The 25,291-nt window shown below is 41.6% G+C and carries 23 protein-coding genes; 14 read left to right on the forward strand and 9 right to left on the reverse strand.

The genetic code is table 11. From position 1 onward, the window contains the following. Positions 1–106 precede the first annotated feature (106 nt). The 4 genes from CLV32_RS04725 to CLV32_RS04740 are packed head-to-tail and all read left to right on the forward strand — an operon-like array spanning position 107 to position 2,819. Positions 107–736, forward strand: coding sequence for an ABC transporter ATP-binding protein (locus CLV32_RS04725; RefSeq protein WP_133552888.1), 630 nt, complete (start codon positions 107–109; stop codon positions 734–736). Next, positions 733–1,947, forward strand: a complete 1,215-nt coding sequence (locus CLV32_RS04730) for an ABC transporter permease (protein ID WP_133552890.1) — start codon at positions 733–735, stop codon at positions 1,945–1,947. Before CLV32_RS04725 ends, CLV32_RS04730 begins: the two co-directional genes overlap by 4 nt. A gap of 1 nt (position 1,948) precedes the next feature. Further along, positions 1,949–2,386: a hypothetical protein gene (locus tag CLV32_RS04735; protein ID WP_133552892.1), complete on the forward strand. Its 438-nt coding sequence runs from the start codon at positions 1,949–1,951 to the stop codon at positions 2,384–2,386. A gap of 4 nt (positions 2,387–2,390) precedes the next feature. Further along, a complete protein-coding gene (locus CLV32_RS04740; RefSeq protein WP_133552894.1) occupies positions 2,391–2,819 on the forward strand; it encodes a Fur family transcriptional regulator in 429 nt (142 codons plus the stop codon). Between the two features lie 59 nt (positions 2,820–2,878). On the opposite strand, the gene CLV32_RS04745 is transcribed toward CLV32_RS04740, so the two are convergent. Both CLV32_RS04745 and CLV32_RS04750 read right to left on the reverse strand, forming a co-directional pair. After that, positions 2,879–3,379 (reverse strand): FKBP-type peptidyl-prolyl cis-trans isomerase, encoded by a 501-nt coding sequence (locus CLV32_RS04745; RefSeq protein ID WP_133552896.1) that lies wholly within the window; start codon positions 3,377–3,379, stop codon positions 2,879–2,881. 11 nt (positions 3,380–3,390) lie between these two features. Next, a complete protein-coding gene (locus CLV32_RS04750) occupies positions 3,391–5,403 on the reverse strand; it encodes a thioredoxin domain-containing protein (protein WP_133552898.1) in 2,013 nt (670 codons plus the stop codon). Between the two features lie 50 nt (positions 5,404–5,453). On the opposite strand from CLV32_RS04750, the gene CLV32_RS04755 reads away from it, so the two are divergent. Next, a complete protein-coding gene (locus tag CLV32_RS04755; protein WP_133552900.1) occupies positions 5,454–6,551 on the forward strand; it encodes a mandelate racemase/muconate lactonizing enzyme family protein in 1,098 nt (365 codons plus the stop codon). Position 6,552: 1 nt separating this feature from the next. Here the strand turns inward: CLV32_RS04755 and CLV32_RS04760 are convergent, their stop codons facing one another. Continuing rightward, entirely contained in the window at positions 6,553–7,359 is an 807-nt protein-coding gene (locus CLV32_RS04760; RefSeq protein ID WP_133552902.1) for a glycoside hydrolase family 25 protein, read from the reverse strand. 179 nt (positions 7,360–7,538) lie between these two features. Here CLV32_RS04760 and CLV32_RS04765 point away from each other — a divergent pair, with 179 nt between their 5' ends. The 4 genes from CLV32_RS04765 to CLV32_RS04780 all read left to right on the forward strand — a co-directional run bounded on the left by CLV32_RS04765 (position 7,539) and on the right by CLV32_RS04780 (position 11,124). Next, positions 7,539–7,940: a dioxygenase family protein gene (locus CLV32_RS04765; RefSeq protein ID WP_133552904.1), complete on the forward strand. Its 402-nt coding sequence runs from the start codon at positions 7,539–7,541 to the stop codon at positions 7,938–7,940. Continuing rightward, positions 7,885–8,196, forward strand: coding sequence for a dioxygenase family protein (locus tag CLV32_RS04770; RefSeq protein WP_133552906.1), 312 nt, complete (start codon positions 7,885–7,887; stop codon positions 8,194–8,196). The genes CLV32_RS04765 and CLV32_RS04770 overlap by 56 nt, the downstream gene beginning before the upstream one ends. Before the next feature lie 14 nt (positions 8,197–8,210). Continuing rightward, on the forward strand, positions 8,211–8,903 hold the full coding sequence (locus CLV32_RS04775) for an alpha/beta hydrolase (protein ID WP_133552907.1): 693 nt from the start codon (positions 8,211–8,213) through the stop codon (positions 8,901–8,903). 118 nt (positions 8,904–9,021) lie between these two features. Beyond that, complete coding sequence (locus CLV32_RS04780) at positions 9,022–11,124, forward strand: glycoside hydrolase family 97 protein (protein WP_133552910.1); 2,103 nt, start codon at positions 9,022–9,024, stop codon at positions 11,122–11,124. Positions 11,125–11,163: 39 nt separating this feature from the next. On the opposite strand, the gene CLV32_RS04785 is transcribed toward CLV32_RS04780, so the two are convergent. Further along, positions 11,164–11,631 carry an NUDIX domain-containing protein gene (locus CLV32_RS04785; RefSeq protein WP_133552912.1) on the reverse strand — a complete coding sequence of 156 codons (468 nt, stop codon included), beginning with the start codon at positions 11,629–11,631 and terminating at the stop codon, positions 11,164–11,166. Between the two features lie 100 nt (positions 11,632–11,731). On the opposite strand from CLV32_RS04785, the gene CLV32_RS04790 reads away from it, so the two are divergent. The 3 genes from CLV32_RS04790 to CLV32_RS04800 all read left to right on the forward strand — a co-directional run bounded on the left by CLV32_RS04790 (position 11,732) and on the right by CLV32_RS04800 (position 14,528). Beyond that, positions 11,732–12,136 (forward strand): BlaI/MecI/CopY family transcriptional regulator, encoded by a 405-nt coding sequence (locus tag CLV32_RS04790; protein WP_133552914.1) that lies wholly within the window; start codon positions 11,732–11,734, stop codon positions 12,134–12,136. A 13-nt stretch (positions 12,137–12,149) separates the two neighbouring features. Further along, complete coding sequence (locus CLV32_RS04795; RefSeq protein WP_133552916.1) at positions 12,150–13,739, forward strand: M56 family metallopeptidase; 1,590 nt, start codon at positions 12,150–12,152, stop codon at positions 13,737–13,739. Between the two features lie 105 nt (positions 13,740–13,844). Further along, positions 13,845–14,528 (forward strand): efflux RND transporter periplasmic adaptor subunit, encoded by a 684-nt coding sequence (locus CLV32_RS04800; RefSeq protein WP_133552918.1) that lies wholly within the window; start codon positions 13,845–13,847, stop codon positions 14,526–14,528. 42 nt (positions 14,529–14,570) lie between these two features. Here CLV32_RS04800 and CLV32_RS04805 read toward each other — a convergent pair whose 3' ends face one another. The 4 genes from CLV32_RS04805 to CLV32_RS04820 form a co-directional block, all read right to left on the reverse strand. After that, positions 14,571–17,621: an efflux RND transporter permease subunit gene (locus tag CLV32_RS04805; RefSeq protein ID WP_133552920.1), complete on the reverse strand. Its 3,051-nt coding sequence runs from the start codon at positions 17,619–17,621 to the stop codon at positions 14,571–14,573. 6 nt (positions 17,622–17,627) lie between these two features. Then, positions 17,628–18,662 (reverse strand): efflux RND transporter periplasmic adaptor subunit, encoded by a 1,035-nt coding sequence (locus CLV32_RS04810; protein WP_133552922.1) that lies wholly within the window; start codon positions 18,660–18,662, stop codon positions 17,628–17,630. Positions 18,663–18,673: 11 nt separating this feature from the next. Further along, positions 18,674–20,020 (reverse strand): TolC family protein, encoded by a 1,347-nt coding sequence (locus CLV32_RS04815; RefSeq protein ID WP_133552924.1) that lies wholly within the window; start codon positions 20,018–20,020, stop codon positions 18,674–18,676. A gap of 125 nt (positions 20,021–20,145) precedes the next feature. After that, positions 20,146–20,763, reverse strand: a complete 618-nt coding sequence (locus CLV32_RS04820; RefSeq protein WP_133552926.1) for a TetR/AcrR family transcriptional regulator — start codon at positions 20,761–20,763, stop codon at positions 20,146–20,148. 138 nt (positions 20,764–20,901) lie between these two features. Here CLV32_RS04820 and CLV32_RS04825 point away from each other — a divergent pair, with 138 nt between their 5' ends. Beyond that, entirely contained in the window at positions 20,902–23,223 is a 2,322-nt protein-coding gene (locus CLV32_RS04825; protein WP_133552928.1) for a S9 family peptidase, read from the forward strand. A 103-nt stretch (positions 23,224–23,326) separates the two neighbouring features. Then, complete coding sequence (locus CLV32_RS04830; protein ID WP_133552930.1) at positions 23,327–24,058, forward strand: competence protein CoiA; 732 nt, start codon at positions 23,327–23,329, stop codon at positions 24,056–24,058. A gap of 17 nt (positions 24,059–24,075) precedes the next feature. Here CLV32_RS04830 and lepB read toward each other — a convergent pair whose 3' ends face one another. Continuing rightward, positions 24,076–25,266 (reverse strand): signal peptidase I, encoded by a 1,191-nt coding sequence (gene lepB, locus CLV32_RS04835; RefSeq protein ID WP_133552932.1) that lies wholly within the window; start codon positions 25,264–25,266, stop codon positions 24,076–24,078. Positions 25,267–25,291: the final 25 nt, after the last annotated feature.

A 25,291-nucleotide genomic window follows, 5' to 3' on the forward strand; every position in this document is an offset into this window, starting at 1 on the left:
TACAGCCTAAGTGGCGGACAGGTAGCAATTACTTTACACTCATAAAATGCAATGTCATTGCATAAACTTTAATTCTGAACTATCTTTAACCACCGATAAAGAATCTATGATTGAACTAAAATCAGTAGCCCATACCTACTCCGGTACCCAGGCAATAAAATTCAGGGACTGGAAAATCAACAATGGTGAACAATGGTTGTTACTTGGCGGCTCAGGAAGCGGAAAAACGACTTTACTACATATTCTCACTGGAATATTAAAACCTGAAATAGGAAAAGTTTTTATTGAGGACACATCGATATATGAGCTCACATCGCGGAAACTGGATCAATTCAGGGGGCGCCATATAGGTATTATCTTCCAGCGTCCACACCTGATCAAGAGTTTGACTATTGCAGAAAATTTGATTTTGGCGCAAACTTTTGCCGGTCTCAAAACTGATCAGGAACGGGTAACTGAGGTTTTAGCTTCGCTTGATATCGATCATAAAATGCATGCTTACCCGGCCACCCTTAGTCAGGGACAATTGCAGCGCGTATCTATTGCCCGTGCGGTAGTAAACAGGCCGGCCCTGTTAATCGCTGATGAACCTACATCTAGTCTGGATGACAAAAATGCATTTGCAGTATTAGATTTATTGCTGCAACAATCTGGTTTGAACCAGGCTACACTAGTGGTTGCTACGCACGACAAGAGAGTTAAAGATGCTTTTACCAATACCTACGAATTAATATGAGCCCGTTAAAAATAAGCTGGAAAAGCATTTGGTCAAAACCCTTATCGTCTGCATTGAACATGATGTTGGTTGCATTCGGAACAGGGATCTTAACACTCTTATTATTGGCATCAGCGCAGATTAGCGATAAACTCAATAACAACTCAAAGGATATCGACCTTGTAATAGGTGCTAAGGGAAGTCCACTACAGTTAATCCTGAGCAGCATTTATTATATTGATTTTCCAACAGGTAATATTCCACAAAAAGATGCTGATGCGCTAGCGCATAATCCATGGGTTAAGCGTGCTGTACCACTAGCATTGGGCGACAATTATAATGGGATTCGTATTGTTGGAACAGATTCTAATTTTGCAGCGCTTTATAAACTTCAGATACAAGAAGGAAAATTATGGTCAGGCGATTTTGAGACCACCATCGGCGCTGATGTTGCCAGAACTCAACAGCTTAAGGTTGGCGACTCCTTTTATGGGGCACATGGCCTGACAGGAACCACTGATATCCATAAAGCGCACGCCTATAAGGTTGCTGGTATCCTAAGTCCGCAAGGCAATGTGACTGACAACTTAATCCTTACCAACATTTCGAGTGTCTGGAAAATGCATGATCCTGAAGAAGAACATGATCATAGTAAAGCAGAAGATCCAACAGCAGCAGCTGAGATTCAGGACAGAGAGATTACTTCTCTATTGATCCAATACCGGTCTCCAATGGCTGTCGTAATGTTTCCGAGGATGGTAAATCAATCTACAAATTTACAGGCCGCGTCTCCGGCACAGGAAAGCACACGACTTTTTTCATTGATTGGTGTGGGCGTTGATACACTACAATGGTTTGCGGTGCTTATTATGCTGATTGCCGCCATTAGTGTGTTTGTAAATTTGTATAACTCTTTAAAAGAACGGAGTTACGACCTTGCGATTATGCGAACATTAGGAGCATCCAGAACCAAGTTATTCCTTATTGTCATCATAGAAGGGATGCTGCTTACGCTCGCTGGAACGGTAATTGGTATCGCACTCGGGCACGCGGCACTTGGTTTAATCAGTCATTTCCAGGAAAGCAGTCAGGCAAAATTAAATGGTTTACTATTCCTTAAAGATGAAATCTACCTCTTGATTGCTGGGCTGTTGATCGGTATATTTGCTTCAGTAATCCCAGCAATTCAAGCATACAGTGCCAACATTTCTAAAATCTTATCAAAAAATTAACATGAAAAAATTACTCTTTGTCTTATTCTTATTTTCGGGCATTGTTGCCAAAGCACAGCATGATCCTGCAGATCAGATTATATCTGCTAACTGGGACGTTGTGGGCGGTGTTGATTTTAAAATCATTAAAGACACCCAGATGTATGCTCAGTTTACACCAGAGATTAAGAAATATGCAAATAAGCCTTTTGAGCTGGAGGGTTATATTGTCCCGATCAAAGATGGGATGAAACAAACTAAGTTTATGCTATCCACATTGCCGATCAATCAATGCTTTTTTTGCGGCAAAAATGGTGTACCAATCATGGTTCTAGTAGAACTTACTGAGCCTATTAAATTCACTTACCAAACAGTTACAATTAAAGGAACCCTACGTTTGAGCACTGCAAATGCGCTCGACAATCCACCTATTGCACTCATTAACGGCAAATCTATCTAACAAGATGAAAATAGATCCTATCGATATTTTAAAACAAAACGACCTCAAACATACAAAACAGCGTGTCCGCGTACTGGAAGAGATTGCCATGGATAACGTAGCCATTTCGCAACCTGAGCTCGAGAAAAAGTTGGGTAAAGAGATTGACCGTGTTACGCTTTATCGTATTCTTAATGTTTACGAGGATAAAGGAATACTACACCGGGTTATGGATTTAAATGGCACTGCAAATTATGCGATCTGCTCATCTTCCTGTACTTCTGAGCATCACCACGATGAGCATGTACATTTTAACTGCACCAATTGCCACAAAATATACTGTCTAGATGTTACCATACCTCAGGTCAAAATGCCAGCAGGATTCTCTGCTGTTGCATTGAATTCAACAGCCTATGGTGTTTGCGAAAAATGCAACGCCCGGGTAAAAAATTAGCATCATAAAAAAACGGCATGGAGAATTTCCATGCCGTTTTTTTATGATTTTAGATCCTGTTAGTGACCTTCGTGTCCGTCAGCACCGTGTGCGTGACCGTGACTTAATTCTTCTTCGGTAGCCTCACGTACTGATAAAATTTCACCAGCAAAAATAAGGTTCTTTCCAGCCATAGGATGATTCAGATCTACAGCGATTGTATCTTCATGAATAGCGGTAACGCCAGCTCTGAAGTGGTTACCCTGATTATCTTGTAAAGGAATTACATCACCAACATTTGGCAATTCAACTTCTTTGAACATATCTTTTGGCAAATCTGCGTATGCTCCCGGATCAATTTCTCCATAGCCATCTTCGGCACTAAGCTCAAAGCTGTATGCATCGCCTACATTAAGGCCTAATAAATGCTCTTCAAATTTAGGCAACATCATGCCTGTACCATACAAGAAAACTAATGCGTTCTGCTCATCAGCTTTTTCTACAAAAACTTGTTGTCCTTCTTCATTGGTTGTATGCAGTTCATACGTCAATGATACTACAGTATTGGGTTTAATACTCATTAGAATCTTATTTAGTTTATTAATTTTAATGCTTCTTCAACTGTGCCTACGGGCAGCTGACATGATTTATTGCGGCAAATATAGATTTTTGTTTCAATGCTTTGCTTATCTTTTAACAATGGAAGCAAAGTATTTGTTCCCGATAATGTAATTTTATTAGGGATATACTGCAGCTCCAGTGCGTTGAGTATTTCAGACGGATCTTCGCCAGTAACTGCGATCTCGTTTATTCCGAAAACTTCATTAAGCAGTTGTGTCCCCCAGTTGGAATACCCCGATCCATAGCGTGCCATTTGCGGATGTACTGCAGCGAGCATATCGGCAGCCTTATCCAGGTATTCCTGTTTATCAAAAAACAGTCCTAGGGCATGCAGGTTCTGCGCCATCATTGAGTTTGATGCAGGAATGACGTTGTCCATTACTTCATATTTCCTGGCAATTAATGCTTCCTCTTTGGCGGCAGTATAAAAAAACATCGGGCTCAGCTGATCTGAAAAGTTAGACAGCACATAACCTGCTAATTCCTCTGCAGCATCAAGCCATTGCTGATCAAAATCTGCTGCGTAAAGAGCCAACAAACTATCGATCATGCAGGCGTAGTCATCCAGAAAGCCTACAATACTTACTTTGCCATCTTTATAATTACGGTACAGCATCCCTTCATCAGTTTTCATTTCTTTCAGGATAAAAAGGGCTGCCTTTTTTGCCATGAAATAATAGCGTTCGTCTTTAAAAACTCTGTAACTATCTGCAAGTCCGCGGATAGCCAGGCCATTCCATGCAGTCAGACATTTATCATCCAGTCCCGGACGTACGCGCTTGCTTCTTGCTTCAAGCAATGCCTTTTTTGCACGTCTGATTTTTTGCTCCAGATCGATAACTGTTAAGCCTTTAACCGCTGCATAATCTTCTTCTGAGAATTTACGTAATAAAATATTTGTATGTTCTTCTTCCCAGTTGCCTTTTTCGTTTACATGAAAATAATCGTTTAGCAACGCAGCATCTTCTCCCAAAACAGCATCAAATTCCGATTTATCCCATACGTAAAATTTCCCTTCTATTCCTTCGCTATCAGCATCTAATGCCGCATAGAAAAGTCCTGTTTCAGAGGTCATCTCCCTGTCCAGCCAGCCAATACTCTCAGCAACTATCTCTTTAAAAAGCGGAATTTTACTATACTGATAGGCCTCCGCATAAAGGCTGATTAACTGACCGTTGTCATATAGCATTTTCTCAAAATGCGGCACATGCCATTGTCCGTCCACAGAATACCTGGCAAAGCCTCCCCCAACATGGTCATAGATCCCACCATACGCCATCTTCTCTAAGGTAAGCATAGTTGAAACAAACGTGGCATCGTCCTCCATCAAGTGACTATACCGCAGCATAAACTGCCAGTTATTGGGCAGGGGAAACTTTGGCGATCGGTTGTATCCACCTTCAGACATATCAAAATTCCTTTTCCAAGGATCGATAATCCCTTTTAAGTCTGCCTCGCTATATGATGCTCCTTTTATTCCTGGAACGATCTGTTCTGCATTCCTTACACCTTCCGTTAAGCGTTCAGCATATTCTACTGCTTTTCCTGGCTCATTAGCATACAAATCTGCAACATTTAGTAAAATATTGATCCAATCATCCTTCTTAAAATAGGTACCTCCATAAACAGGCCGCTGATCCGGCAGGCAAATACAATTTAATGGCCAGCCCCCGCTACCCGTCATCAGTTGCACTGCCAGCATATAGATCTGGTCGATATCAGGCCTCTCCTCGCGATCAACCTTGATACAAACAAAATGTCTGTTCATTACCTCAGCTACTTCCTGTTTTTCAAAGCTTTCGCGTTCCATAACATGACACCAGTGACAGGCTGAATAGCCGATGCTCACAAGTATCAGTTTGTTTTCAGTCTTGGCCTTTGTTAAGGCTTCCTCCCCCCATTCAAACCAATTAACGGGGTTATAGGCGTGTTGCAATAAATAGGGAGATGATGCTTTGATGAGGTTGTTGGCTTCAAAATTCATAGGCTAAAGGTAAAAAGATAAAATCGTACTTTTACGGAAAGCTATTCCTTATGAAGATTACCCACACAGAAATATACCGCTTTAGTATCCCTATGGAGCCTTTCGTAATCGCTACGGGAACCATGGATTTTGCACAAAATGTATTTTTAAAAATATTTACTGATGCCGGAATATATGGTGTGGGTGAGTGCTCGGCTTTTCCTATGATCGTTGGCGAGACACAGGATACCTGCCTGTCTATGGCCAGGGAGTTTGCACAGATCCTTATCGGTAAAGATCCCCTACAAATCCCCGACCGGATGAATGATTTGTTGGGCTTTGCTGCTCACAACAGTACTATAAAAAGTGCTTTTGACATGGCACTGTTTGATATCGCGGCAAAAGACGCGGGGCTGCCTCTGTACAAATTTCTTGGTGGCCATAAGCGTATGATCGAGACCGACATGACTATAGGCATTGACACTCCCGAGAATATGGCACTATCTGCTCTAAAGTACCAACGCCAGGGCTGTCGCATCCTCAAGATTAAGCTCGGGAAGAAGGTTCTGGAGGATGTCGAACGCGTAGCACTGATCCGTGAGGCTGTGGGTTCGGAAATGACTTTACGGTTGGATGCCAATCAAGGCTGGAGTTTTGACGATGCGTTGCTAGCCTTGGGCAAACTTGAGCCGTTCAACATAGAATTTTGTGAACAACCTATGCGTACATGGTTTGACGACCGACTTCCTGAATTGAATCTCAATAGTCCTATTAAATTAATGGCTGATGAAAGCTGCTACAACCACCATGATGCAAGGAAACTGATCAACAACAGCTCCTGCAGCTTTCTGAATATTAAGTTCTCAAAGTCTGGCGGAATACTAGAAGCTCAAAAGATTCATGAAATAGCATTACAGCATGGCATGAAATGCATGATCGGGAGTATGCTGGAAAGCAGGATTGCCTTGTCTGCAAATTTACATTTCGCCCTGTCAAGCCCCAATGTCATTTATTTCGATCTGGATACCTGCCTGTTAGGGCACCTTGTTGACCCTGTAGTAGATGGACTTACTTATGATGGCTATTTTCTTGACGTCCCCGATCTTCCAGGCATTGGTGCCGATGCAGATCCTGTGTTCCTGGAAAACTGCGAAAAATGGGTGATCTAATCTATTGGATCAACAACTGATAAAAGCTCAAACTGTCCCCTTTAAAAGCATTAAAATCTACAACATGATTAATACCGCTAATTTTTGCCCGGTCAGAGTGTTGCCAGAAGTACCATTTTGTACTGGCATCAAGATTTAATTTTGGCTGATGATAGTGTGCAATCCATAGCGGATATTCATCAAAATAGCCACGTAGATAATCTTTGTAAAAAGTAATGCCGGAATAGATGATCGGCTTGACCTTTATACGTTTTTCTACAACACGAATGAAGGCGGTAAGCTCTTTGCGCATTTGCGCGGGAGCAACACCATTGAGCTGCTCAATATCAACCACCGGAGGCAAGTCGCCGGGCTCAAACTTTACAGTCTGCAGAAAAAATCTCGCTTGCCATTCTCCCGACTTTTGCGGTCTGAAGAAATGATAGGCACCACATACAATCCCTGCCTTGGCAGCTTCGCGCCAATTTCTCTGGAAATAAGGATCAACGCTCAGAACACCCTCCGAAGCCTTGATGATAGCAAAAGTGATGCGCACATCATCTTCTTTCATTTCCCTTACTCTCTTCCAATCTATTTTACCCTGATAATAAGAAACATCAATCCCATGAATGTTGTACTTTTTAGGTATTTTGATTGCATAGCTCGTATAGCTTCGATAATTTGGATCGGCATGCCAATCTATTATCCATCGCCAGGTAGATGTGAATCCTTTAATTACATAGCCATAATATAATGGCGAAAGTAAAATCAAAATGGCTATAATGCCGAGAAACCGAACAACAAGTTTTGACGTCGCATTTTTGTTCATTTTTTTCGCCCTTACACCAGTTTTGGGACGAGGTATTGGTTTCCTGACAGGAGATTTTTTGTTAATCGGAGGCACGGGGTAAAAATACAAAAAGGAGTCAACATTTCTTTTTTTCTTAACCTAGCTCAAATACTTTTTACTGTGTATGACCGACTTTTGTGACATCAAAAACATCTGTTATGCAGCTACAGCAATTACATAAAAAAACGCAAAACTACCCAGTGCGTGTAAAAAAGATGCCTGTGCTTTTTGTAGGTCATGGACACCCGCTCAACGCCGTATCTGACAATCCGTATACCCAGGCATTAGCATTACAAGGGCAAAGCTTAGAAACGCCTGCCGCTATCCTTGTGATTTCTGCCCATTGGGAAACTATTGGCACCGCTGTGAGCATAAATCCTTTGCCGCGTACAATACACGACTTCGGGCCATTCGACAAAAGGTTATTCCAGATAAACTACCCTGCTCCCGGTCATCCCGATTTAGCTAGGGAACTCAAAGAGCTGGTAAACCATACCAATATTATTGAAGATCATACTATTGGGCTGGATCATGGTGCCTGGACTGTTCTTCTGGAATGATATTAACGCAGTTCCCTTCGACTGGAATCTGGAGTTCGACACTATAGTAAAACGCCAGATCGATGCCCGGAATTTCGAGGATCTTATTAATTATTCTGCCTTGGGCAGCGCGGCACTACTTTCTATTCCCACCAGTGATCATTACCTTCCGATGTTATATGCACTGGGATTGTTGGATAAGGATGAAGCGATCACACATTTTTACGAAGTCTATCAGCATGGCGGAATAAGTATGCGCTGCTTTCAGGGCGGATAACTATTTATTATATTATGGAAAAAAAATACGAACCATCAATTATGGAGCATCTTAAAGGGGATCAACTAATTCTGCATTATCTGGTGCGACAATCAAGGGTAGCAACCAAAGCGCCTGTATTAATTCTACTTCATGGCGTAGGGAGCAACGAGCATGACCTTTTTAGGCGTGCCAAACAAATTCCAGAGGAATTTCTTGTCGTCGCAGCACGTGCGCCTTACCAACTCGGCCCAGACCGCTTTGGCTGGTACGAAGTAGATTTTTCTTCTGGAAAGCCTAAAATTAATCTGGAGCAAGCGGAGAAAAGCAGAGATGTAATTAGACAATTTATTAACCAGGTCGTCGAGAAATACGAGGCAGATGCCAAACAGGTATTCCTGGCTGGATTTAGTCAGGGAGCCATCATGTGTTACAGTGCTTTCCTTACGTATCCTAAAAAACTTGCCGGCATAGCCGCCTGGAGCGGTAGGCTACTTGAAGAAGTCAAGGAATTTGCCAAACCGGCAGCATCTTTAGCCTCGCCAGGCCTTTTTATTGCCCACGGAACTAAAGATGAGGTATTGCCTATCCATTACGCCAGGGATGCTTACAATTACTTTTCGAGCCTAGGAATTACAGCGAGCTATCACGAGTATGATATGCCCCATGCCTTAACTAACCAAGTGTTTGATGATTTTCTCGCCTGGCTAAATCAGCAGCGCTTATAGCAATAGCAAATCTGATTACACCGAAAAAATAATGTCACTGATTTTTATTCTAAGCCCCCAAAGCTTAACTTAGCCGCCTTTAGCGCGCTCTTTATTTTATCATAACTGAATACCAATCATGCGTAAATCCATTTTATTATTCGTAAGCCTATTCTGCACCGTAGCGTGGGTAAAAGCACAGGTGATTACCTCACCAGACAAAAATCTGACCCTAACTTTCGCGCTGAAAGATAATGGCGTTCCAACCTACCAGCTTGATTACAAACAGAAATCGGTAATTAAATCCAGTAAACTTGGTCTGGAAACTAAAGATGTTCCTTCTTTTCTGGATGGCTTTTCGATAACCAAAACTGAGCAAAACACCTTTGATGAAACCTGGAGTCCTGTTTTAGGCGAGCAAAAAAACATAAGAAATAACTATACTGAACTATTGGTTACATTGGCTCAGAAAGCCGTCAAAGACCGCTTTATCAGAATCAGATTTCGTTTGTTTAACGACGGACTTGGCTTCCGCTATGAGTTTCCCGCTCAGGCAAACCTAAACTACTTTATTATTAAGGAAGAAAAAACACAATTTGCACTGGCTGGAGATCATAAAGCATTCTGGTTGCCTGGCGACTACGACACACAAGAGTATAGCACTATGACTTCTAAGCTTTCTGAGGTTCGTGGTAAAATGAAAGAAGCGGTAACGCCAAATGCATCTCAAACAACATTCTCACCTACAGGCTTACAAACGCCATTGATGATGAAAAGCGATAATGGATTGTATATTAATATTCATGAGGCTGCATTGATAGATTACTCAACTATGTCATTAAATCTGGATGACCAACATATGATTCTGGAATCGTTTCTTACTCCTGATGCAGTTGGCGACAAAGGATATCTTCAGGCACCTACGCAATCGCCATGGAGAACGATCGTTGTTAGCGATAAGGCAACAGATATCCTTGCATCACGATTAATCCTGAACCTCAACGAGCCAACAAAATATAAAGATGTTTCCTGGATCAAGCCTATAAAATATGTAGGTGTATGGTGGGAAATGATCACTGGAAAAAGTACCTGGGCATATAACAACCTGGAAAGCGTTCAGCTTGGCGTAACAGACTATGCTAAAACTACGCCTAATGGAAAACATGCGGCAAATACAGCGCACGTTAAAGAGTACATCGATTTTGCTGCAAAAAATGGTCTTGATGCTGTTTTAGTAGAAGGCTGGAACGAAGGCTGGGAAGACTGGTTTGGAAAAACAAAAGACTATGTGTTTGACTTTGTAACCCCATACCCTGATTTCGATGTGGCAGAGCTTCATAGATACGCGGCTTCCAAAAACATTAAAATCATCATGCACCACGAAACGTCAGGGTCAGTCCGTAATTACGAGCGCCACTTGGATACTGCTTATAAGTTTATGGTCAACAATGGGTACAACTCCGTAAAAAGCGGGTATGTGGGTAATATTATCCCACGTGGAGAACACCATTATGGACAATGGTTAGTTAACCACTACATGTACGCGATTACAAAAGCCGCCGAATATAAAATTATGGTTAATGCCCATGAAGCTGTGCGTCCTACAGGTCTAAACCGTACATATCCAAATCTGCTTGCTAACGAAGCAGCACGTGGTACGGAATATGAATCTTTTGGAGGGAACAACCCAGATCATACTACAATCCTTCCTTTTACAAGATTGATGGGAGGACCAATGGATTATACTCCTGGCATTTTCCAAACAAAAATCAGTGCATACAATCCTGAGAACACTTCTTTTGTACATACAACTTTGGTTAAACAACTTGCGTTATACGTAACCATGTATAGCCCATTACAAATGGCAGCCGATCTTCCTGAAACGTACGCTAAGTTTATGGATGCTTTTCAATTTATTAAAGATGTTGCTGTAGACTGGGATGAAACTAAGATCCTGGAAGCCGAGCCAGGAGACTATATTACTATAGCTCGTAAGGCAAAAAATAAAGACGAGTGGTATATCGGTGCCATCACCGATGAAAATCCAAGAACAGCTACTGTAACGTTCGACTATTTACCGAAAGGAAAAACGTATACTGCAACTATCTACGCAGATGGGAAAGACGCTAGTTACGATAAAAATCCACAAAGCTACACAATCCGTAAAATGAAGGTCACTTCAAAAACCGTGCTTAAACAGGCATTGGCTTCCAGTGGAGGTTTAGCAATCAGTGTAAAATAATACAGATTTTTTTTTTAAGGAACCTGACGGCATCAGCTGTCAGGTTTTTTTATGACTTGAAAGTACCTCCTTCAATTCATCAAGGAAGGGGGTTTGTTGTTCGTTAATTAGTTTTTTTGCTGTTTCGAAATCTGACCAACATGCTTGATCTATTTCCGGAAAACTCCTTTTCTGCCCAGATCTGGGTGGCCATTCTATTTCGAAAACATTACTAGTGATTTCTGGATCCAGATCTCCGGGTGCCGCCCAGCAGTAAACCACCTTGCCGCCTTTTTGTTTAATCGGACGCAGTGGCAGAAGTTCACCAATAACGACATAACCAGTCTCTTCTTCGAATTCCCTCAGTGCAGTTTGCTCTAACGACTCCCCTGCTTTGGGCTCACCTTTCGGAACTGTCCACCAGCCATCCTGCTTATTGCGGAAATACGGCCCTCCAGGATGAACCAGGAAAACCTCTGTTAATGAACTGCTTTGACGGTAAAGTAAAATCCCTGCGCTTTGTTTCATGACTTATGGAATCAAGAGATTAAAGTAGGTAAAATCAGTCATTTTCAACAAAAATTAAATAAGTATTTCAACGTACGTTTTTAATGCATACCTTTGATTTATGACATTGTTTAAAAAGCACAAGCCTGAAGAAATTGTACCTACCAAAACAGAACTCGATGTACTTCGCACATTGTGGCAATATGGTCCTTCCACAGTTCGGTTTGTACATGATAAATTAAACGAGCAGAAAGAAGCTGTTATCTATACCTCAACCTTAAAACTAATGCAGGTTATGAAGGAAAAAGGCATGTTAAATCGTGATGAAAGCCAGATGAAGCATGTCTACACACCTGCAATGGAAGAAGGTAAAGTGAAAGGGAATATGCTTGGTCGCTTTGTTGATACGATTTATGACGGTTCGCCAAGTAACCTGATGATGGCTTTACTGGGTAATGAAAAAACCTCAGCTGCTGAATTAAAAAAGATAAAAGAATTGTTAAAAAATCTGGATAATCAAATTTAAAACAGAACTATCAATGGAGATTCATACCCTCACCGACCGCATCCTCCAATCTTTTAGTTGGATGCTTTTACATTCGCTCTGGCAAGGATTATTATTAGCTCTGCTTGCGGGCATTTTGGTGATGGTTACCGCGAGAATGAAGGCCGATGTCAGATACAGGGTCATTCATTTTCATTTCGCCGCCTTTTTGATCACTGTAGTTTCGACGTTTATTTACGAATGGAACATAAGTGCTGGTAATGTGGTTAAAAATCGCCATTTTTTAGCAGGCAATTATGCGCTTGAGACAACTTCTTCTAACACGTACAACCTAAAATACTTCCTGGATTTAGTTGTCCAATATTCTACACAAAACGCAGCATCAATTGTAATGATTTGGGCTTTGCTATTTATTTGGCAGCTATTTAAATTAACGGGAAACATAGCAGCACTCCAACAGGTACGCAGTCGTAATCTCATTCAGCCTGATTTATACTGGATTGAAAAAACAAAAACACTTTGTCGAAACTTAGGCATTAGAAAATCTGTGGCTCTGATGGAATCGGGATATGTCAATTTCCCTGTTGTAATCGGTCACCTTAAGCCACTGGTACTTATTCCCGCCGGACTTTTATCAGGTCTTCCACCTGCTCAGATCGAAGCTGTGCTGCTCCATGAACTTGCACACATCAAACGAAACGATTATCTCACAAATTTACTGCAGACTATTACAGAGGCCATATTCTTTTTCAACCCGGGGTTACTTTGGATTTCCTCACTGCTACGCGACGAAAGGGAGCATTGTTGTGACGATATCGCATTGGCGCAAACAGGAAATAAAAGAGACTTTATACATGCCTTGATTAATTTCAGAGAATACGCTTCCGATAGTTCTGCAGGTTACGCAATGACCTTTCCCGGCAAGAAAAACCAATTGCTAAATCGGGTCAAAAGAATTGTTAATAATCAGTACAAACCGCTTGTGCCAATGGAAAAATTTGCACTCTTCAGCATTGTAATCTTTCTTTCGGCGTTGGTGACTTTTTCTTCGGCAATAGGCTTGGTTAAACCTACAGCTGAAAACAATAAAAATACGCTGCAACAGGCAAAATATGCGGTTAGGAAAAGAATTGAAAAGGTAATTACGTCAGCAACAAAAGAATTACTGACCACTCATATCACGATTAGAGAAGACGTTGCACCAAATGAGATTTTAGCGCATAATCAAGTTATCGACGATCAACGTCATACATTGGAAGAGCGGGCTCTAGCAGCGGAATATAAAGCACAGGCAGTAAGAGATCGGGCCGAAATTGCCAAAGTGAATGCAGAGGCAAATAGGGTTCTTGCTCAGGCCGCAAAAGACCGGGCCCAAGCTTCCCGTGATCGCGCAAAGGCTATGAAAGATCAGGCGTTGGCTTTGGAAGCGAAAATTCAAATGTCAATTGATCGTAACCAGGCTGCTGCCGACAGAGAACGCGCATCGAAAGATAGGGATCAGGCTGTAGCAGACATGCAACAAGCTATTGCAGACCGAAATCGCGCAGCAGAGGATAAAAAAAGAGCCTATTTTGATCGCCAGAAGGCCGAATTTGAAAGAATGCAGGTTAAAACAAATCACTAAAGAGTAACCAACTAAAAACTAAGCAAAACATGAATTTAAGATTTCCTGAGGGTTATCTGGAATGCTATTGCCAAAAATTTATAAAACAATTTAAACCCAAAAAAGATGAAAACAGTTTTTAAAAGGAATTTGCTGATCGCAACTACCCTACTATTAAGCACCACTGCTTTTGCACAACGTAATTCCAACGCCACAATCAGTACCAACAACAATGGTAAAACAGTGGAGATGTCACTCCAAAATGACCAACTTACCGCGTTGACCATCGATGGAAAAAAAATCCCTGAAAATGATTGGAAAAATTATAGTGAGCTGATCAGTACAACGATGGCGAAAGTTAAAACAGACAATGCGAGTGCCAAAAGGGATCGTGAAAGAGCGTCCCAAGATAGAATTCAGGCAACCAGAGATCGTGAAAATGCACTGGCCGACAAAAAAAGTGCCGCTGGAGATTTACAAAGAGCCAAAGACGACCGGGCGAGAGCAGCGACAGATCAGGCAAGAGCGACAAGAGATAGAGAACGGGCAACACTGGACAGGGTAAGAGCAACTAAAGACAGGGAACGCGCCACAAAAGAGCGCAAGATGATCAGCTCTTTAACAGCAGATCTTGTTGCAGATCACGTGATCAAAAATAGTGAAAGCCTTTATGATCTGGAGATTACGGAGACCGGTATTACCGTAAACAATGTAAAACAACCAGATGCGTTGTTTAAAAAATACAGCAACAAGTATGGTAGCTTCACAGGGCGTAAATTCAATTACACCTTTCACCAGGAACATAACTAGATGGGAAACGGCTGCTCAATCGAGCAGCCGCTAACTTTATGCCTATTCTACAATTACCGCAGGTGGCAACAGTTTATACATTACGGGGGTTACTAACCGGGATAATAAGGTTGAACTGATCAACCCACCAATTAACACGAGTGCCAGGGGAGAATAAAGTTGGCTATATTCAATAACCAAAGGTAGTAAACCCCCGATTGCAGTTAATGAGGTGAGCAATATCGGTACAAAACGTACCTCACCGGCTTCAATAATCGCCGTTTCAATATCACGCCCCTGAGCACGTAATTGATTTGTGAAATCAACCACAAGCAGGGAATTTTTCACCTCTATACCAATCAATGCAATAAAACCTATCGTGGCCGTGAAAGAAAGAGTCTCCCCAGCAAGATAGAGCATGGTTAGTCCGCCAACAATGCCAAGTGGGATAACAGACAGCACAATCAGGATACTTTTAAAAGTCTTAAATTCTAAAATCAGTACACTTAGGAACCCAAAAACAGTTACAATCAGAATGATTCCAAGGTTTCCAAAGCTCTCGTCTTTACTTTCCTTTTCTCCCGCTACTTTAAATGAAAATCCTTTTGGAAATTTATATTCATTAAGTTTTGATGTGATCTGCGCATCGAGCTGCTGCACATTATATCCAGGCTTTACAAATGACGAGATCGTCACATACCGATCCTTGTCGTAATGTCTGATCTGATTTGGCACACTTTCAAAACCTATGCTTGCAATACTCTTCAGTGGAACACTAATGCCTGTAGCAGATGGCACATACAGTCGATCAAACATACTGACATCCTGAATTGTAGATTTTCTCGGTATTGACACATTGATTGCATAAGGGTCTACTTTGCCCTTATCTTCGAGATAACTGGCCACATTTAAACCCGCAGATCCGAGTCGAACGGTTTTATCTATATCTGACGATGAAACTCCCAATATCCCCGCTTTTTCCTTATTGATGATAACTTTTAAATCAATGGGCATAACCAAGAGTGGATTATTCACATAAATTGTACCTTCCTGCTTCGCGATTAGGGCTGCTATAGCAAAAGCTGTTTTACGCAATTCGACTAAATCATCAGAATAAATTCTATACGCGAGCGGTGCTTCCACAGGTGGTCCCTGCTCAAAGTCTTTGACCTTAATAACAGCACCCGGATATCCCTCTAACTGTTTTCTTAACTTTTCGATCACTGCAACTTTATCGCGCGTCTCCAAACCTGCAACTTGTACAAAAATCTCAGCGAAATTCTCACTTTCATTATGTGGTATTACATTATAATAGATGCGCGGGTTCCCTTTACCTACATTGCTGGAGAAAGAACTTATCTCCGGAATCTTTTTCAACTTCGATTCTACAAACCGCGTCACCTGATCGGTTGTCTGTAAATTTGTACCCTCAGGCGTTTCAATCTGAATCAGAAACATCGGTTTTTCAGATTTCGGGAATAAGCTGCTACCAATTAAAGGAACTAGGCCCAACGACAGCAAGAAAATAGTACCAATGATCAATAAAGTACGCACAGGGTTATGCAAAGCGAGCGTTAGTATTTTTCCATAGGTGGTATGAATACCCTTTTTCAAGGCACGCAAGAGGAAGTTTCCCTCTTCATTTGCATGTGGTTTCAGGATCACGCTGGCAAGGAATGGAACGACAGTAAGCGAAACCAGCATCGATGCAAAGATGGTGGTGATGACTGATAATGGAAGACTGCGTATAAACTCCCCCGCCCCCTCAGGCAAGAATACTATAGGGAGAAATGCAAAAATTAACAATACAGTACATCCAATTACAGCAATACCAATTTGTGAGGTCGCTTTAATAGAAGCTTCGACACGCCCATAGCCCATACGTAAGTACCGCTCAATATTTTCAACAACAACAATGCTGTCATCCACTAAAATACCAAGAGCCACAATCATGCCCACGATACTCAATTGGTTGATGTTGTATCCCAAAAGGTTCATCAATGTTAACCCGATCGCAAGCGATAAAGGAATACTTATCATGACCACCACTGAAGCCCGGGTGCCCAGTGGTAACAGTGTAACAAGAACTAACAGGATAGCGATTCCGAAGTCCCTGGCGAAGTGAGAGAGTCTCACATCTACACTACTGGCCTGATCAAAAACTTTTACGAGCTGTATATTTGATGGCAAGTCCTTTTGAAAATCGGCAATTATCGGATCCACCTTATCCTGCACACTGATAATGTTCTCCTTGTCTTTTAGACTGGCATTAATGAAACTGGATCGGTACCCATTAAATCTGGCTATGTGCGTCTGCTCTTCGTATCCGAGACTCACATCAGCTACATCCTGCAAATAAACTACCTTAGGACCTGATGAAAATACTACAGTTTTTTTTACTTCATCAAGATTCGTGTAATTCCCACTAGTCTTAATATTCACTTTTCTGTTTGCAATGCTGATACTTCCACCAGGAATATTCACACTTTCGCTTTGCAGTGCGGCAATCACCTGATTCTGTGTCAACTTCTCCTGAGCAATTTTCTGGATATTAAGCCTCACATTTACTTGATGTTCGGGTACTCCGGCATAGGCGATTTTCTTGAGTGCAGGTACTTTTTCCAGCTTTTCCTTAAGTGCCTTTGCATATTTTTTCAGCATTCCGTTCGATGCATTTTCACTAACCAAAGCAAATTGATAGATGCTTACGTCAGAAGGGATTTGTTTATCGATCCTAATACTAGCAATGTCCGCTGGTAATTGTGGTCTGAGGCTATTAATTTCCCGCACCACCTCCTGATATTTATCATCTGGATTTGAACTGTATTTATAAATAATTTGCATTACGACAAGCCCATTACTTACATCTGTGATCACGTGCTTAATCCCATCCAGCTCATTAATTTTCTTCTCCATTGGATCAACAACAAGTTGCTCCATGTCTTTAGGATTTGTACCTGGGTAAACTACTACCACCGTGAAAGCGGGTGGATGTGTTTCAGGATCCTCGCTGCGCGGCATGCTGAATAGAGAGTACAGACCAAGCGCAAAAACAGCTATAAATATGACCAGCGTAAACTGGTAATTTTTGACGGCAAATTCAGGTAATTTCATAGCTGTTTATTTAACGATTTTAATTTCGGAGCCATTGTTGAGATAAGCAGATCCCTGTCTGATCACTTGATCAGTAACTTGGATTCCTGACAACAGAAACACCCGGTCGCCACTTAGATAGGCTACCTTGACCGCTTTTTTTTGAGCATATTTTCCTGAAGCAACAAAAACGTAGGCATTGTCATTTTCTCCTTCTATTAAGGCATCCATAGGCACCGACAATAAATTTGTCTTCGTTTTAGGTATAATTTTCACTTTTGCAAAGAGTCCTGAAACAAGCTTCTTCCCGCCGGCATCAACACGTACTTCAACCTGATATAACCCAGAAGCCACATCGCTTCCCTGAGATAAACTTTTGATTTTTCCGGTAAAAGTTTCCGGCCAGGTATCAAATGAAATCTCCGCAGTTTCGCTTCCCGTTAATCTGGATCGGTCCTTATCAGTAATCCCACAGGTTATGATCCAGTCTGAAGTCGCAGTCCCGCCAACAAAAAATACTGGAACTCCACCTTCAACACGCTCACCGACATTGGCAGATTTTTTCAATACTACTCCATCACTAGGTGCAATAATACTCGATTGAGTTGCATTATAACGTGCTATCTCGAGCTGTCTTTTAGCAATTGTCAATGCCGTCTGGGTGTTTTCATATTGCTCTCGGGTACTCACACTGTCCTTAAAAAGATTAGCCGTACGCTGAGCATCCCGTTGTAATTTATTGAAATTCTCTTCTGCCTGATTCAGTTGTGCGTTCACTTCGGTCAGATTTAATACCGCCAGCAACTGCCCAGCACTAACATGATCACCACCATCCACAAGTATTCTGCTGATGATGCCGCCGCCTTTAAAAGAAAGGTTACTCTGTTTATCTGACGACAACAAGCCCGACGTTTCTATGGGTTCGCTTTGCTGAAGTGCCGTAGCAGAGATAAGTCTGACCGGGATTTTATCATCCGTTTTCTCAACGGGCTTGGGTGCATGGCAGCTCGTAACTACCACTGAACCGAAAAAAAAGAAAGTCCAGATTTTATAAATTTTCATATGCTTGGAGTTTAAAATTGATAGCTTGCTTTAGCCCTTTCGAGCTCAGCGTGCCTGATTTGAACAGTTAAAAATGCAATACTCTGTTTGATATCATCGCTGATAAGTCGGCTTTGAGCATCCAGTAATTCCAGATAAAGTGCCTGTCCTTCCTTATAAAGCCTTTGTTCATCCTTTAGATACTGTTTAGATAGACTCGCCTGACTAACTGCAGCGGTGTAATTTTCGACAGCGGCATGATAAGTATTTGTTGCAGTCAATGCTTCGAGCGCAAGGCGTTTTTCGGCTTCCACAGCTTGACTTTCAGCAGATTTCTGCTCTACAGCCGCTTGCTGAATTCTATTCTTGTTCTGGTTTCCCGCGAAAATTTGCCAGGACGCGGTTACCCCCAATAGATAATAAGGAGATTGCCGGTTTATGGTCAGAAAGTCGCCCTGAGCACCTAAATCAAGAAAAGTATTTATTTTTGGCAGATATGCTGATTTGCGCATCCCCGTTTCGAGAGAACGAACCTTCACAACTGACGCGTACGCTACGAGTTCCTCCCTCCTGCTTCCAGTAGTTGTGGTATCCCCTAATAGTGGAATTCCCGTATTGGCGTCAATATCTACTACGGCATTAAGAGGTTTATTCAACAAAAAGTTGAAATAGCCGGCTGCGCTAACCACCTGTAACCTGGCCTCCTGAAGTTGCGCCTGCAGGCCGGTAACTTCATTCTCAGCCCTACTTACCACCGTGCGTATTGCCTTTCCATTTTTGACCAACGTCTGGTTGATACGCAGGTTCTCAGTGGCAATAATCAATCCATTTTCCAGAATGCTAATTGTGCCCAGAATCTGTTGATATGTATAATATGCTACCTTAACATTTTTGATCAGTTCACGTTTATAAACACTTAATTGAGCCTGCTGCAATGAAATCTGAGCGCCCCGGATTCGTGTATTGTAAGTAATTTCTGCGTTGAACAGGGGCATAGATGTTCTCACCTTCGCATCATAATAATTGTTGGGGTTAAAAGTCTGACTTACATTTTCTATTTGTGGAAATTTGGTAGATCCAGTCAGATTGTTTAAAGAGGTATATACAGGGTTGAGGAGATCGCCAACAGGTATTTCAATTTTTCTACCTCCTCCTGATGCCAAGTACTGTGTACTGAAATTTACATCGGGCAAAAATAAACCTTTAGCCTCCTTCAATGCGTATAAACTTTTTTCAAGGGCAAAATCCGCACTTTGTAAACCCAGGTTATTTCGGAGTGCTTCATCCAAGTACTTGGCCAGCGTAGATTGTGCCCGCAAGTAGAATGGCATACTGGCAAAAAGTGCTACCATTAATAAAGTTCGTTTAATTTTTCTCATTATTTCATCGTTTATTATATGAACAGTGTTTATATATTAACAAAGCGAGTAGTCACTTACCCTTTCTAGTATTTAATTGATCAATGATTTTTTACTAAACGATGTTTAGTACTGTGTAAATTTTTTTAAGCTCTTAAACTGTTTAAAAAATATTGTAGCGATTCGAAAACCATCTTCTTAGTGGCATCATCAGCTGAGTTTGCCACTGCTTTAAATCGTTCCCGTACGTATAACGATACAAGCCCGTGTACAAAAGACCAGATCGCCATTGAGATCATTAACTTATCTCCTATGTGAATTACTTTCTGACTTAAACATTCGTCAACGGTATTGTACAGGTGATTGAGTGCCGCATCTCCAGCTTCCCATTTATCATGACAAGCAATTTCTGAAAGCGGAGCACGCATGATGAACATCAGGTCATAATAGTCAGGATTCCTCAAACCAAAATTCAAATATGTCTTTCCAAGTTCTTGCAACCGTTCAAAAGGATCCTTGATATCACCAATATTCGCAAATTCCTGATTAAGCAAAGCAAAGCCTTGTTCGTGGATGATAAAGAAGATTTCATCTTTTTCCTTGAAATATAGATAGATGGTTGCCGGGCTATACTCAATATCATCGGCTATGTTTCTAATAGATGTCTTTTCATATCCTTGCTCCAAAAACAAACGCGTAGCAGATTCTATGATCAGCTTTCGCCGGTCCAATTTATCACGCTCTTTTCTGTCTTTGATGGCCATACAATAATTAACACCACAAACATACTAAACAGTGTTCACAAAATACAAATCTATTTGTAACAAATTTCCGGCAGATCAAATCCTTGATAATTTTTCGACTATATTGGCTGTTATTAACTAAACTAATTGTTATTCATAATGAAAAAATATCTACTTGGTATTGGTGCGATCGCCTGTATACTAAGCGCTAATGCACAACAAGGCAAGGTGCTGACAGCAAAGGACTACGCACGTGCAGAAGGCTTTTTAAGCAACGCGACAGATAAGCTTGTTGACGCTGCCAGTATCAGACCAAACTGGCTCGGCTCAGATCGTTTCTGGTATGTGCTAAAAACTACAAAAGGCACGGAATTTATATTGGTCGATCCGGCAAAGAAGGGCCATTCAGCGGCCTTTGATCATCAAAAACTTGCTATTGCACTATCAACGGCCTCCGGCAAGCAGTTTAGTGCCGATAAATTGCCCTTTCAAACCATTAGCTTTTCAAATGATGAAAAATCGATTAGCTTTAATGCTGATAGAAAAAAATGGTTGTACAACCTATCAGACAACACCATTGCTGCTGATAATTCAGAAGGTGAAGCGCGGCCTGCGGGACGGGGCGGACGAACAGCCGAGGTGCTTTCTCCTGATGGTAAAAGAGGGGCGTATATTAAAGATTACAATCTCTGGGTTCATGAGCTTGGAGATAACAAACAAATACAGCTCACAACAGATGGCGTCAAGGACTATGGATATGCGACAGATAATGCAGGATGGAAGTCGAGCGATCGCGCCATATTACGGTGGTCTCCGGACTCCAAAAAGATTGCTACATTTAAACAGGATCAGCGTGATGTAAATGATATGTATCTTGTAACCACTAATGTTGGGAAACCCGAATTGAAGTCGTGGAAATATCCATTACCAGGGGATAAAAATATAATCAAGATAGAACGCGTAATTATTAACGTCGACCAGCCTAAAGTTATTCCACTTAAAATCCCTGCAGATCCACACCGTGCTACTTTAAGTGATGATATCTCTAGCAGCGGTACTTTTGATGATATAGATTGGAATGTAGACGGAACACAAGTCGCATTTTTATCCACATCACGAGATCATAAACAGGAGAAATTCAGAATTGCTGATGCAGCAAGCGGAGATGTTCGGGAAATTTTTGAAGAAGTTGTAGCTACACAATTTGAATCTGGTCGGGGAGCCATTAACTGGAGATACTTGCCTGCATCAAACGAAATTATCTGGTATTCTGAAAGAGATAATTGGGGTCACTTGTATTTGTATAATTCAACGACCGGAAAAATTAAAAATCAAATTACCAAAGGGGATTGGGTAGTTTCGAAAATTGTACGCGTTGATGAAAAGGCACGTGCTATTTATTTTATGGCGGGTGGCCGCGAACCCGGCAACCCATATTTTTCTTATCTCTATAAAATAGGGTTTGATGGTAAAAACTTAACCTTGTTAACGCCAGAAGCCGGAAATCATCAGATCAGCTTCTCCCCTGCCTACACCTATTTTGTTGATAGTTATTCGCAACCCGATATAGCCCCGCTCACTGTGGTGCGTAGTATGGGAGGTAAATTGATATCTACGCTAGAAAAGACCGATTTGTCCAGGCTTGTAGCAAGCGGTTGGAAACCACCGGTTGCTGTATCGGTACAGGCACATGATGGAAAAACACCTCTTTACGGGCTTGTTTATACACCAACGCAAATAGACCCAAATAAGAAATATCCCGTTATTGACTACATTTATCCTGGACCACAAGGCGGAAGTGTGGGAAGCTGGTCATTCTCTGCTTCGAGACGCGATAACCAGGCGCTCGCAGAGCTGGGCTTCATAGTAGTTGTGATTGAGGGAACAAGTAATCCATTTCGGTCGAAGAGTTTCCACGACATGAGCTATGGAGATATGTCTGAAAACACCCTGCCAGATCAGATTACAGCCATTAGGCAGCTTGCGCAGAAATTTCCGATTGATACTGCTAAAGTAGGAATTTGGGGCCATTCTGGTGGTGGTTTTGCCACAGCCGCCGCTATGTTCCGCTATCCTGACTTCTTTAAGGTAGGTATTGCAGAATCTGGAAATCATGACAATAGAAATTACGAGGATGACTGGGGCGAACGTTATAACGGCCTGATATCGAACTCCGCGTATGAAGCACAGGCAAATCAGACTTATGCGAAATTCCTGAAAGGAAAACTTATGCTTGCACATGGAATGATGGACAATAATGTGCCGCCATCAAATACAATGCTTGTTGCTGAAGCCCTGATTAAAGCCAATAAAAGTTTTGACCTTGTAATTTTCCCTAACAGCGCACACGGTTACGGTAATTACTCTAACTACATGATGCGCCGTCGTTGGGACTATTTTGTGAAAAATCTGCTCGGAGCTGAACCTCCGATTGATTATTTGATTCAGCAGGACTCCCCTGCCGGCCCACCCGCGCAATAACAAAATCTACTATCATTGGAGAAACACCAATTTTTAACATATAGCAAAAGGCAAACATTAGTTTGCCTTTTGCTATATGTTAAAATATTAAAACATCGTCGCTTTGCAATACGCTCTAGTTAACGGAATAAAATCTGCTCCAAAAAAGGGCATTAAGGGAGTCTGCATAGATTGCGGAACCGACATGCACGCGAAGTGTGGGGATATCAAATTACATCACTGGGCACATCGCGCTAACGAAAATTGTGACCTATGGTGGGAAACAGAAACCGAATGGCATCGTAATTGGAAAAATTGTTTTCCTGAAAGCTATCGTGAAGTAAGCTTTTTTGATGTGCTAACAAAAGAATGTCATCGTGCAGATATCCACACTCCGGAAGAAATTACTATAGAGTTTCAGAATTCTCCTTTATCTATCTCTGAATTACAGTCAAGAAATGCTTTTTACGGTAAGATTATCTGGGTAGTAAACGGACTTAAATTTAAAGGATTCCAACTGGGGAAACCAATCCCTGACCCTACTGATCCGGCATTAAAAGATTTTGAATTTGAGGGAGATATCCATCTTCGATTTCTCAGAAAGTCTACTACCAAGCTCGTTACTGTTTTTCATCCTGACATTAAGGCAATCAAACTATCCACGCAACATTACTCTTTTGCCTGGAAGCATCCGCATATAGCATGGTATAGCTCAGCAGCCCCTATATTCATTGATTTTGGAGGCCATTTTTTATACTGGCTCAGAAAAAAGCAACAACATACGATTTCGGATTTCCACTACCTGCAATTAGTTCCCAAAAAAGAATTTATCAAACACTATATCCGTGAGAAATAATAATGCTCACCTAACAATTAGTGTATTGCACGTAACACCCTGTTCCAACGGATTTTGTGTAGAAAGGATGCGTTGGAATCAAAACTCATCCATGTAAATAGCGCCTTACCCACAATATGATCTTCGGGTACAAAACCCCAAAATCTGGAATCCAGCGAATTATATCTGTTATCGCCCATCATCCAGTAGTAATCCATTTTAAATGTATAGGTTTTAGCTGGACCGCCATTGATTAGCCAACCAGATTCAGATCCGACTAAACTATTGCCTTCATAAACCCGAATTACCCTATCATAGAGCGCAATGCTGGAACTATCTAAAACTATTGTCAATCCCTTTTTAGGAATAACAAAGCTATCCATATTATCAAGATTCCACTTTCTGTTTGGATCTGATGGATATACGTCAGGATCAGGAGTATGATCAGATGGGCTGCTTGTTACCGCTTTAACAAAATCAAGTTTAGCCACTGACCTCATCGCATCCGGTGTCCCCCTGAATAAATAGCTTGTTGCAGAAAGCGCAGAAATATCTGCGTTGACGACAAACCCCATCTCTTCAAACACACCAAAATTAACATCATTGGTTTTAAATGTGACAACATACTGTCCCGTTCCAGATTCTTTTAAAGGCACAGGCTTGCCATTAATGTAAACAAGCCCATCATGAATTGCAAAGGTATCGCCCGCAATTCCGATGCACCTTTTAATTAGATTTTCCCTTTTATCAACGGGGCGGTAGACAACGGTGTATTGTGCGTGCACTGATGCACGCCCTAGTTGCCTAACGAGCTGATAATAATTTGCATCCTGGTTTTCGAGCGTTACGGTGTCTCCCTCTGGAGCATTGAACACAACCACATCATTTCGTTTGATTTTTTGGAGTCCTGGTAACCTTCGGTACTTCCATTGTATCCCCGGATAAAAAGCCTGTGTACCGGTAAGGGGCATCGTATGATGCGCAAAAGGAAATGCCACTGGTGTCATCGGAATTCGAGGTCCATAATTTAGCTTGCTAACAAATAAAAAATCACCAATTAACAGGGATTTTTCCATGGAACCAGAGGGGATTGTATATGCCTCAATAAAAAACATCCGGATTATAGTAGCGGCAATAACGGCGAATACAATGGCATCTGCCCATTCCCGAAATTTACCTTTCTTCTTAGTAGTGGCTACACCAGTATTTTCTTTTCTTTTAAACCACATGTCTTAATTTTAATTCAGACGCCTC

The sequence above is a fragment of the Pedobacter duraquae genome (assembly GCF_004362245.1).
Lineage (GTDB): Bacteria > Bacteroidota > Bacteroidia > Sphingobacteriales > Sphingobacteriaceae > Pedobacter > Pedobacter duraquae.

Coding starts and splice junctions, on each gene's coding strand:
- lepB (WP_133552932.1), bottom strand. CDS start 25,266: ATGTGGTTTAAAAGAAAAGAAAATACTGGTGTAGCCACTACTAAGAAG.
- CLV32_RS04815 (WP_133552924.1), bottom strand. CDS start 20,020: ATGAGAAAAATTAAACGAACTTTATTAATGGTAGCACTTTTTGCCAGT.
- CLV32_RS04805 (WP_133552920.1), bottom strand. CDS start 17,621: ATGAAATTACCTGAATTTGCCGTCAAAAATTACCAGTTTACGCTGGTC.
- CLV32_RS04725 (WP_133552888.1), top strand. CDS start 107: ATGATTGAACTAAAATCAGTAGCCCATACCTACTCCGGTACCCAGGCA.
- CLV32_RS04810 (WP_133552922.1), bottom strand. CDS start 18,662: ATGAAAATTTATAAAATCTGGACTTTCTTTTTTTTCGGTTCAGTGGTA.
- CLV32_RS04755 (WP_133552900.1), top strand. CDS start 5,454: ATGAAGATTACCCACACAGAAATATACCGCTTTAGTATCCCTATGGAG.
- CLV32_RS04800 (WP_133552918.1), top strand. CDS start 13,845: ATGAAAACAGTTTTTAAAAGGAATTTGCTGATCGCAACTACCCTACTA.
- CLV32_RS04730 (WP_133552890.1), top strand. CDS start 733: ATGAGCCCGTTAAAAATAAGCTGGAAAAGCATTTGGTCAAAACCCTTA.
- CLV32_RS04745 (WP_133552896.1), bottom strand. CDS start 3,379: ATGAGTATTAAACCCAATACTGTAGTATCATTGACGTATGAACTGCAT.
- CLV32_RS04760 (WP_133552902.1), bottom strand. CDS start 7,359: ATGAACAAAAATGCGACGTCAAAACTTGTTGTTCGGTTTCTCGGCATT.
- CLV32_RS04825 (WP_133552928.1), top strand. CDS start 20,902: ATGAAAAAATATCTACTTGGTATTGGTGCGATCGCCTGTATACTAAGC.
- CLV32_RS04790 (WP_133552914.1), top strand. CDS start 11,732: ATGACATTGTTTAAAAAGCACAAGCCTGAAGAAATTGTACCTACCAAA.
- CLV32_RS04750 (WP_133552898.1), bottom strand. CDS start 5,403: ATGAATTTTGAAGCCAACAACCTCATCAAAGCATCATCTCCCTATTTA.
- CLV32_RS04785 (WP_133552912.1), bottom strand. CDS start 11,631: ATGAAACAAAGCGCAGGGATTTTACTTTACCGTCAAAGCAGTTCATTA.
- CLV32_RS04740 (WP_133552894.1), top strand. CDS start 2,391: ATGAAAATAGATCCTATCGATATTTTAAAACAAAACGACCTCAAACAT.
- CLV32_RS04780 (WP_133552910.1), top strand. CDS start 9,022: ATGCGTAAATCCATTTTATTATTCGTAAGCCTATTCTGCACCGTAGCG.
- CLV32_RS04795 (WP_133552916.1), top strand. CDS start 12,150: ATGGAGATTCATACCCTCACCGACCGCATCCTCCAATCTTTTAGTTGG.
- CLV32_RS04820 (WP_133552926.1), bottom strand. CDS start 20,763: ATGGCCATCAAAGACAGAAAAGAGCGTGATAAATTGGACCGGCGAAAG.
- CLV32_RS04765 (WP_133552904.1), top strand. CDS start 7,539: ATGCAGCTACAGCAATTACATAAAAAAACGCAAAACTACCCAGTGCGT.
- CLV32_RS04735 (WP_133552892.1), top strand. CDS start 1,949: ATGAAAAAATTACTCTTTGTCTTATTCTTATTTTCGGGCATTGTTGCC.
- CLV32_RS04775 (WP_133552907.1), top strand. CDS start 8,211: ATGGAAAAAAAATACGAACCATCAATTATGGAGCATCTTAAAGGGGAT.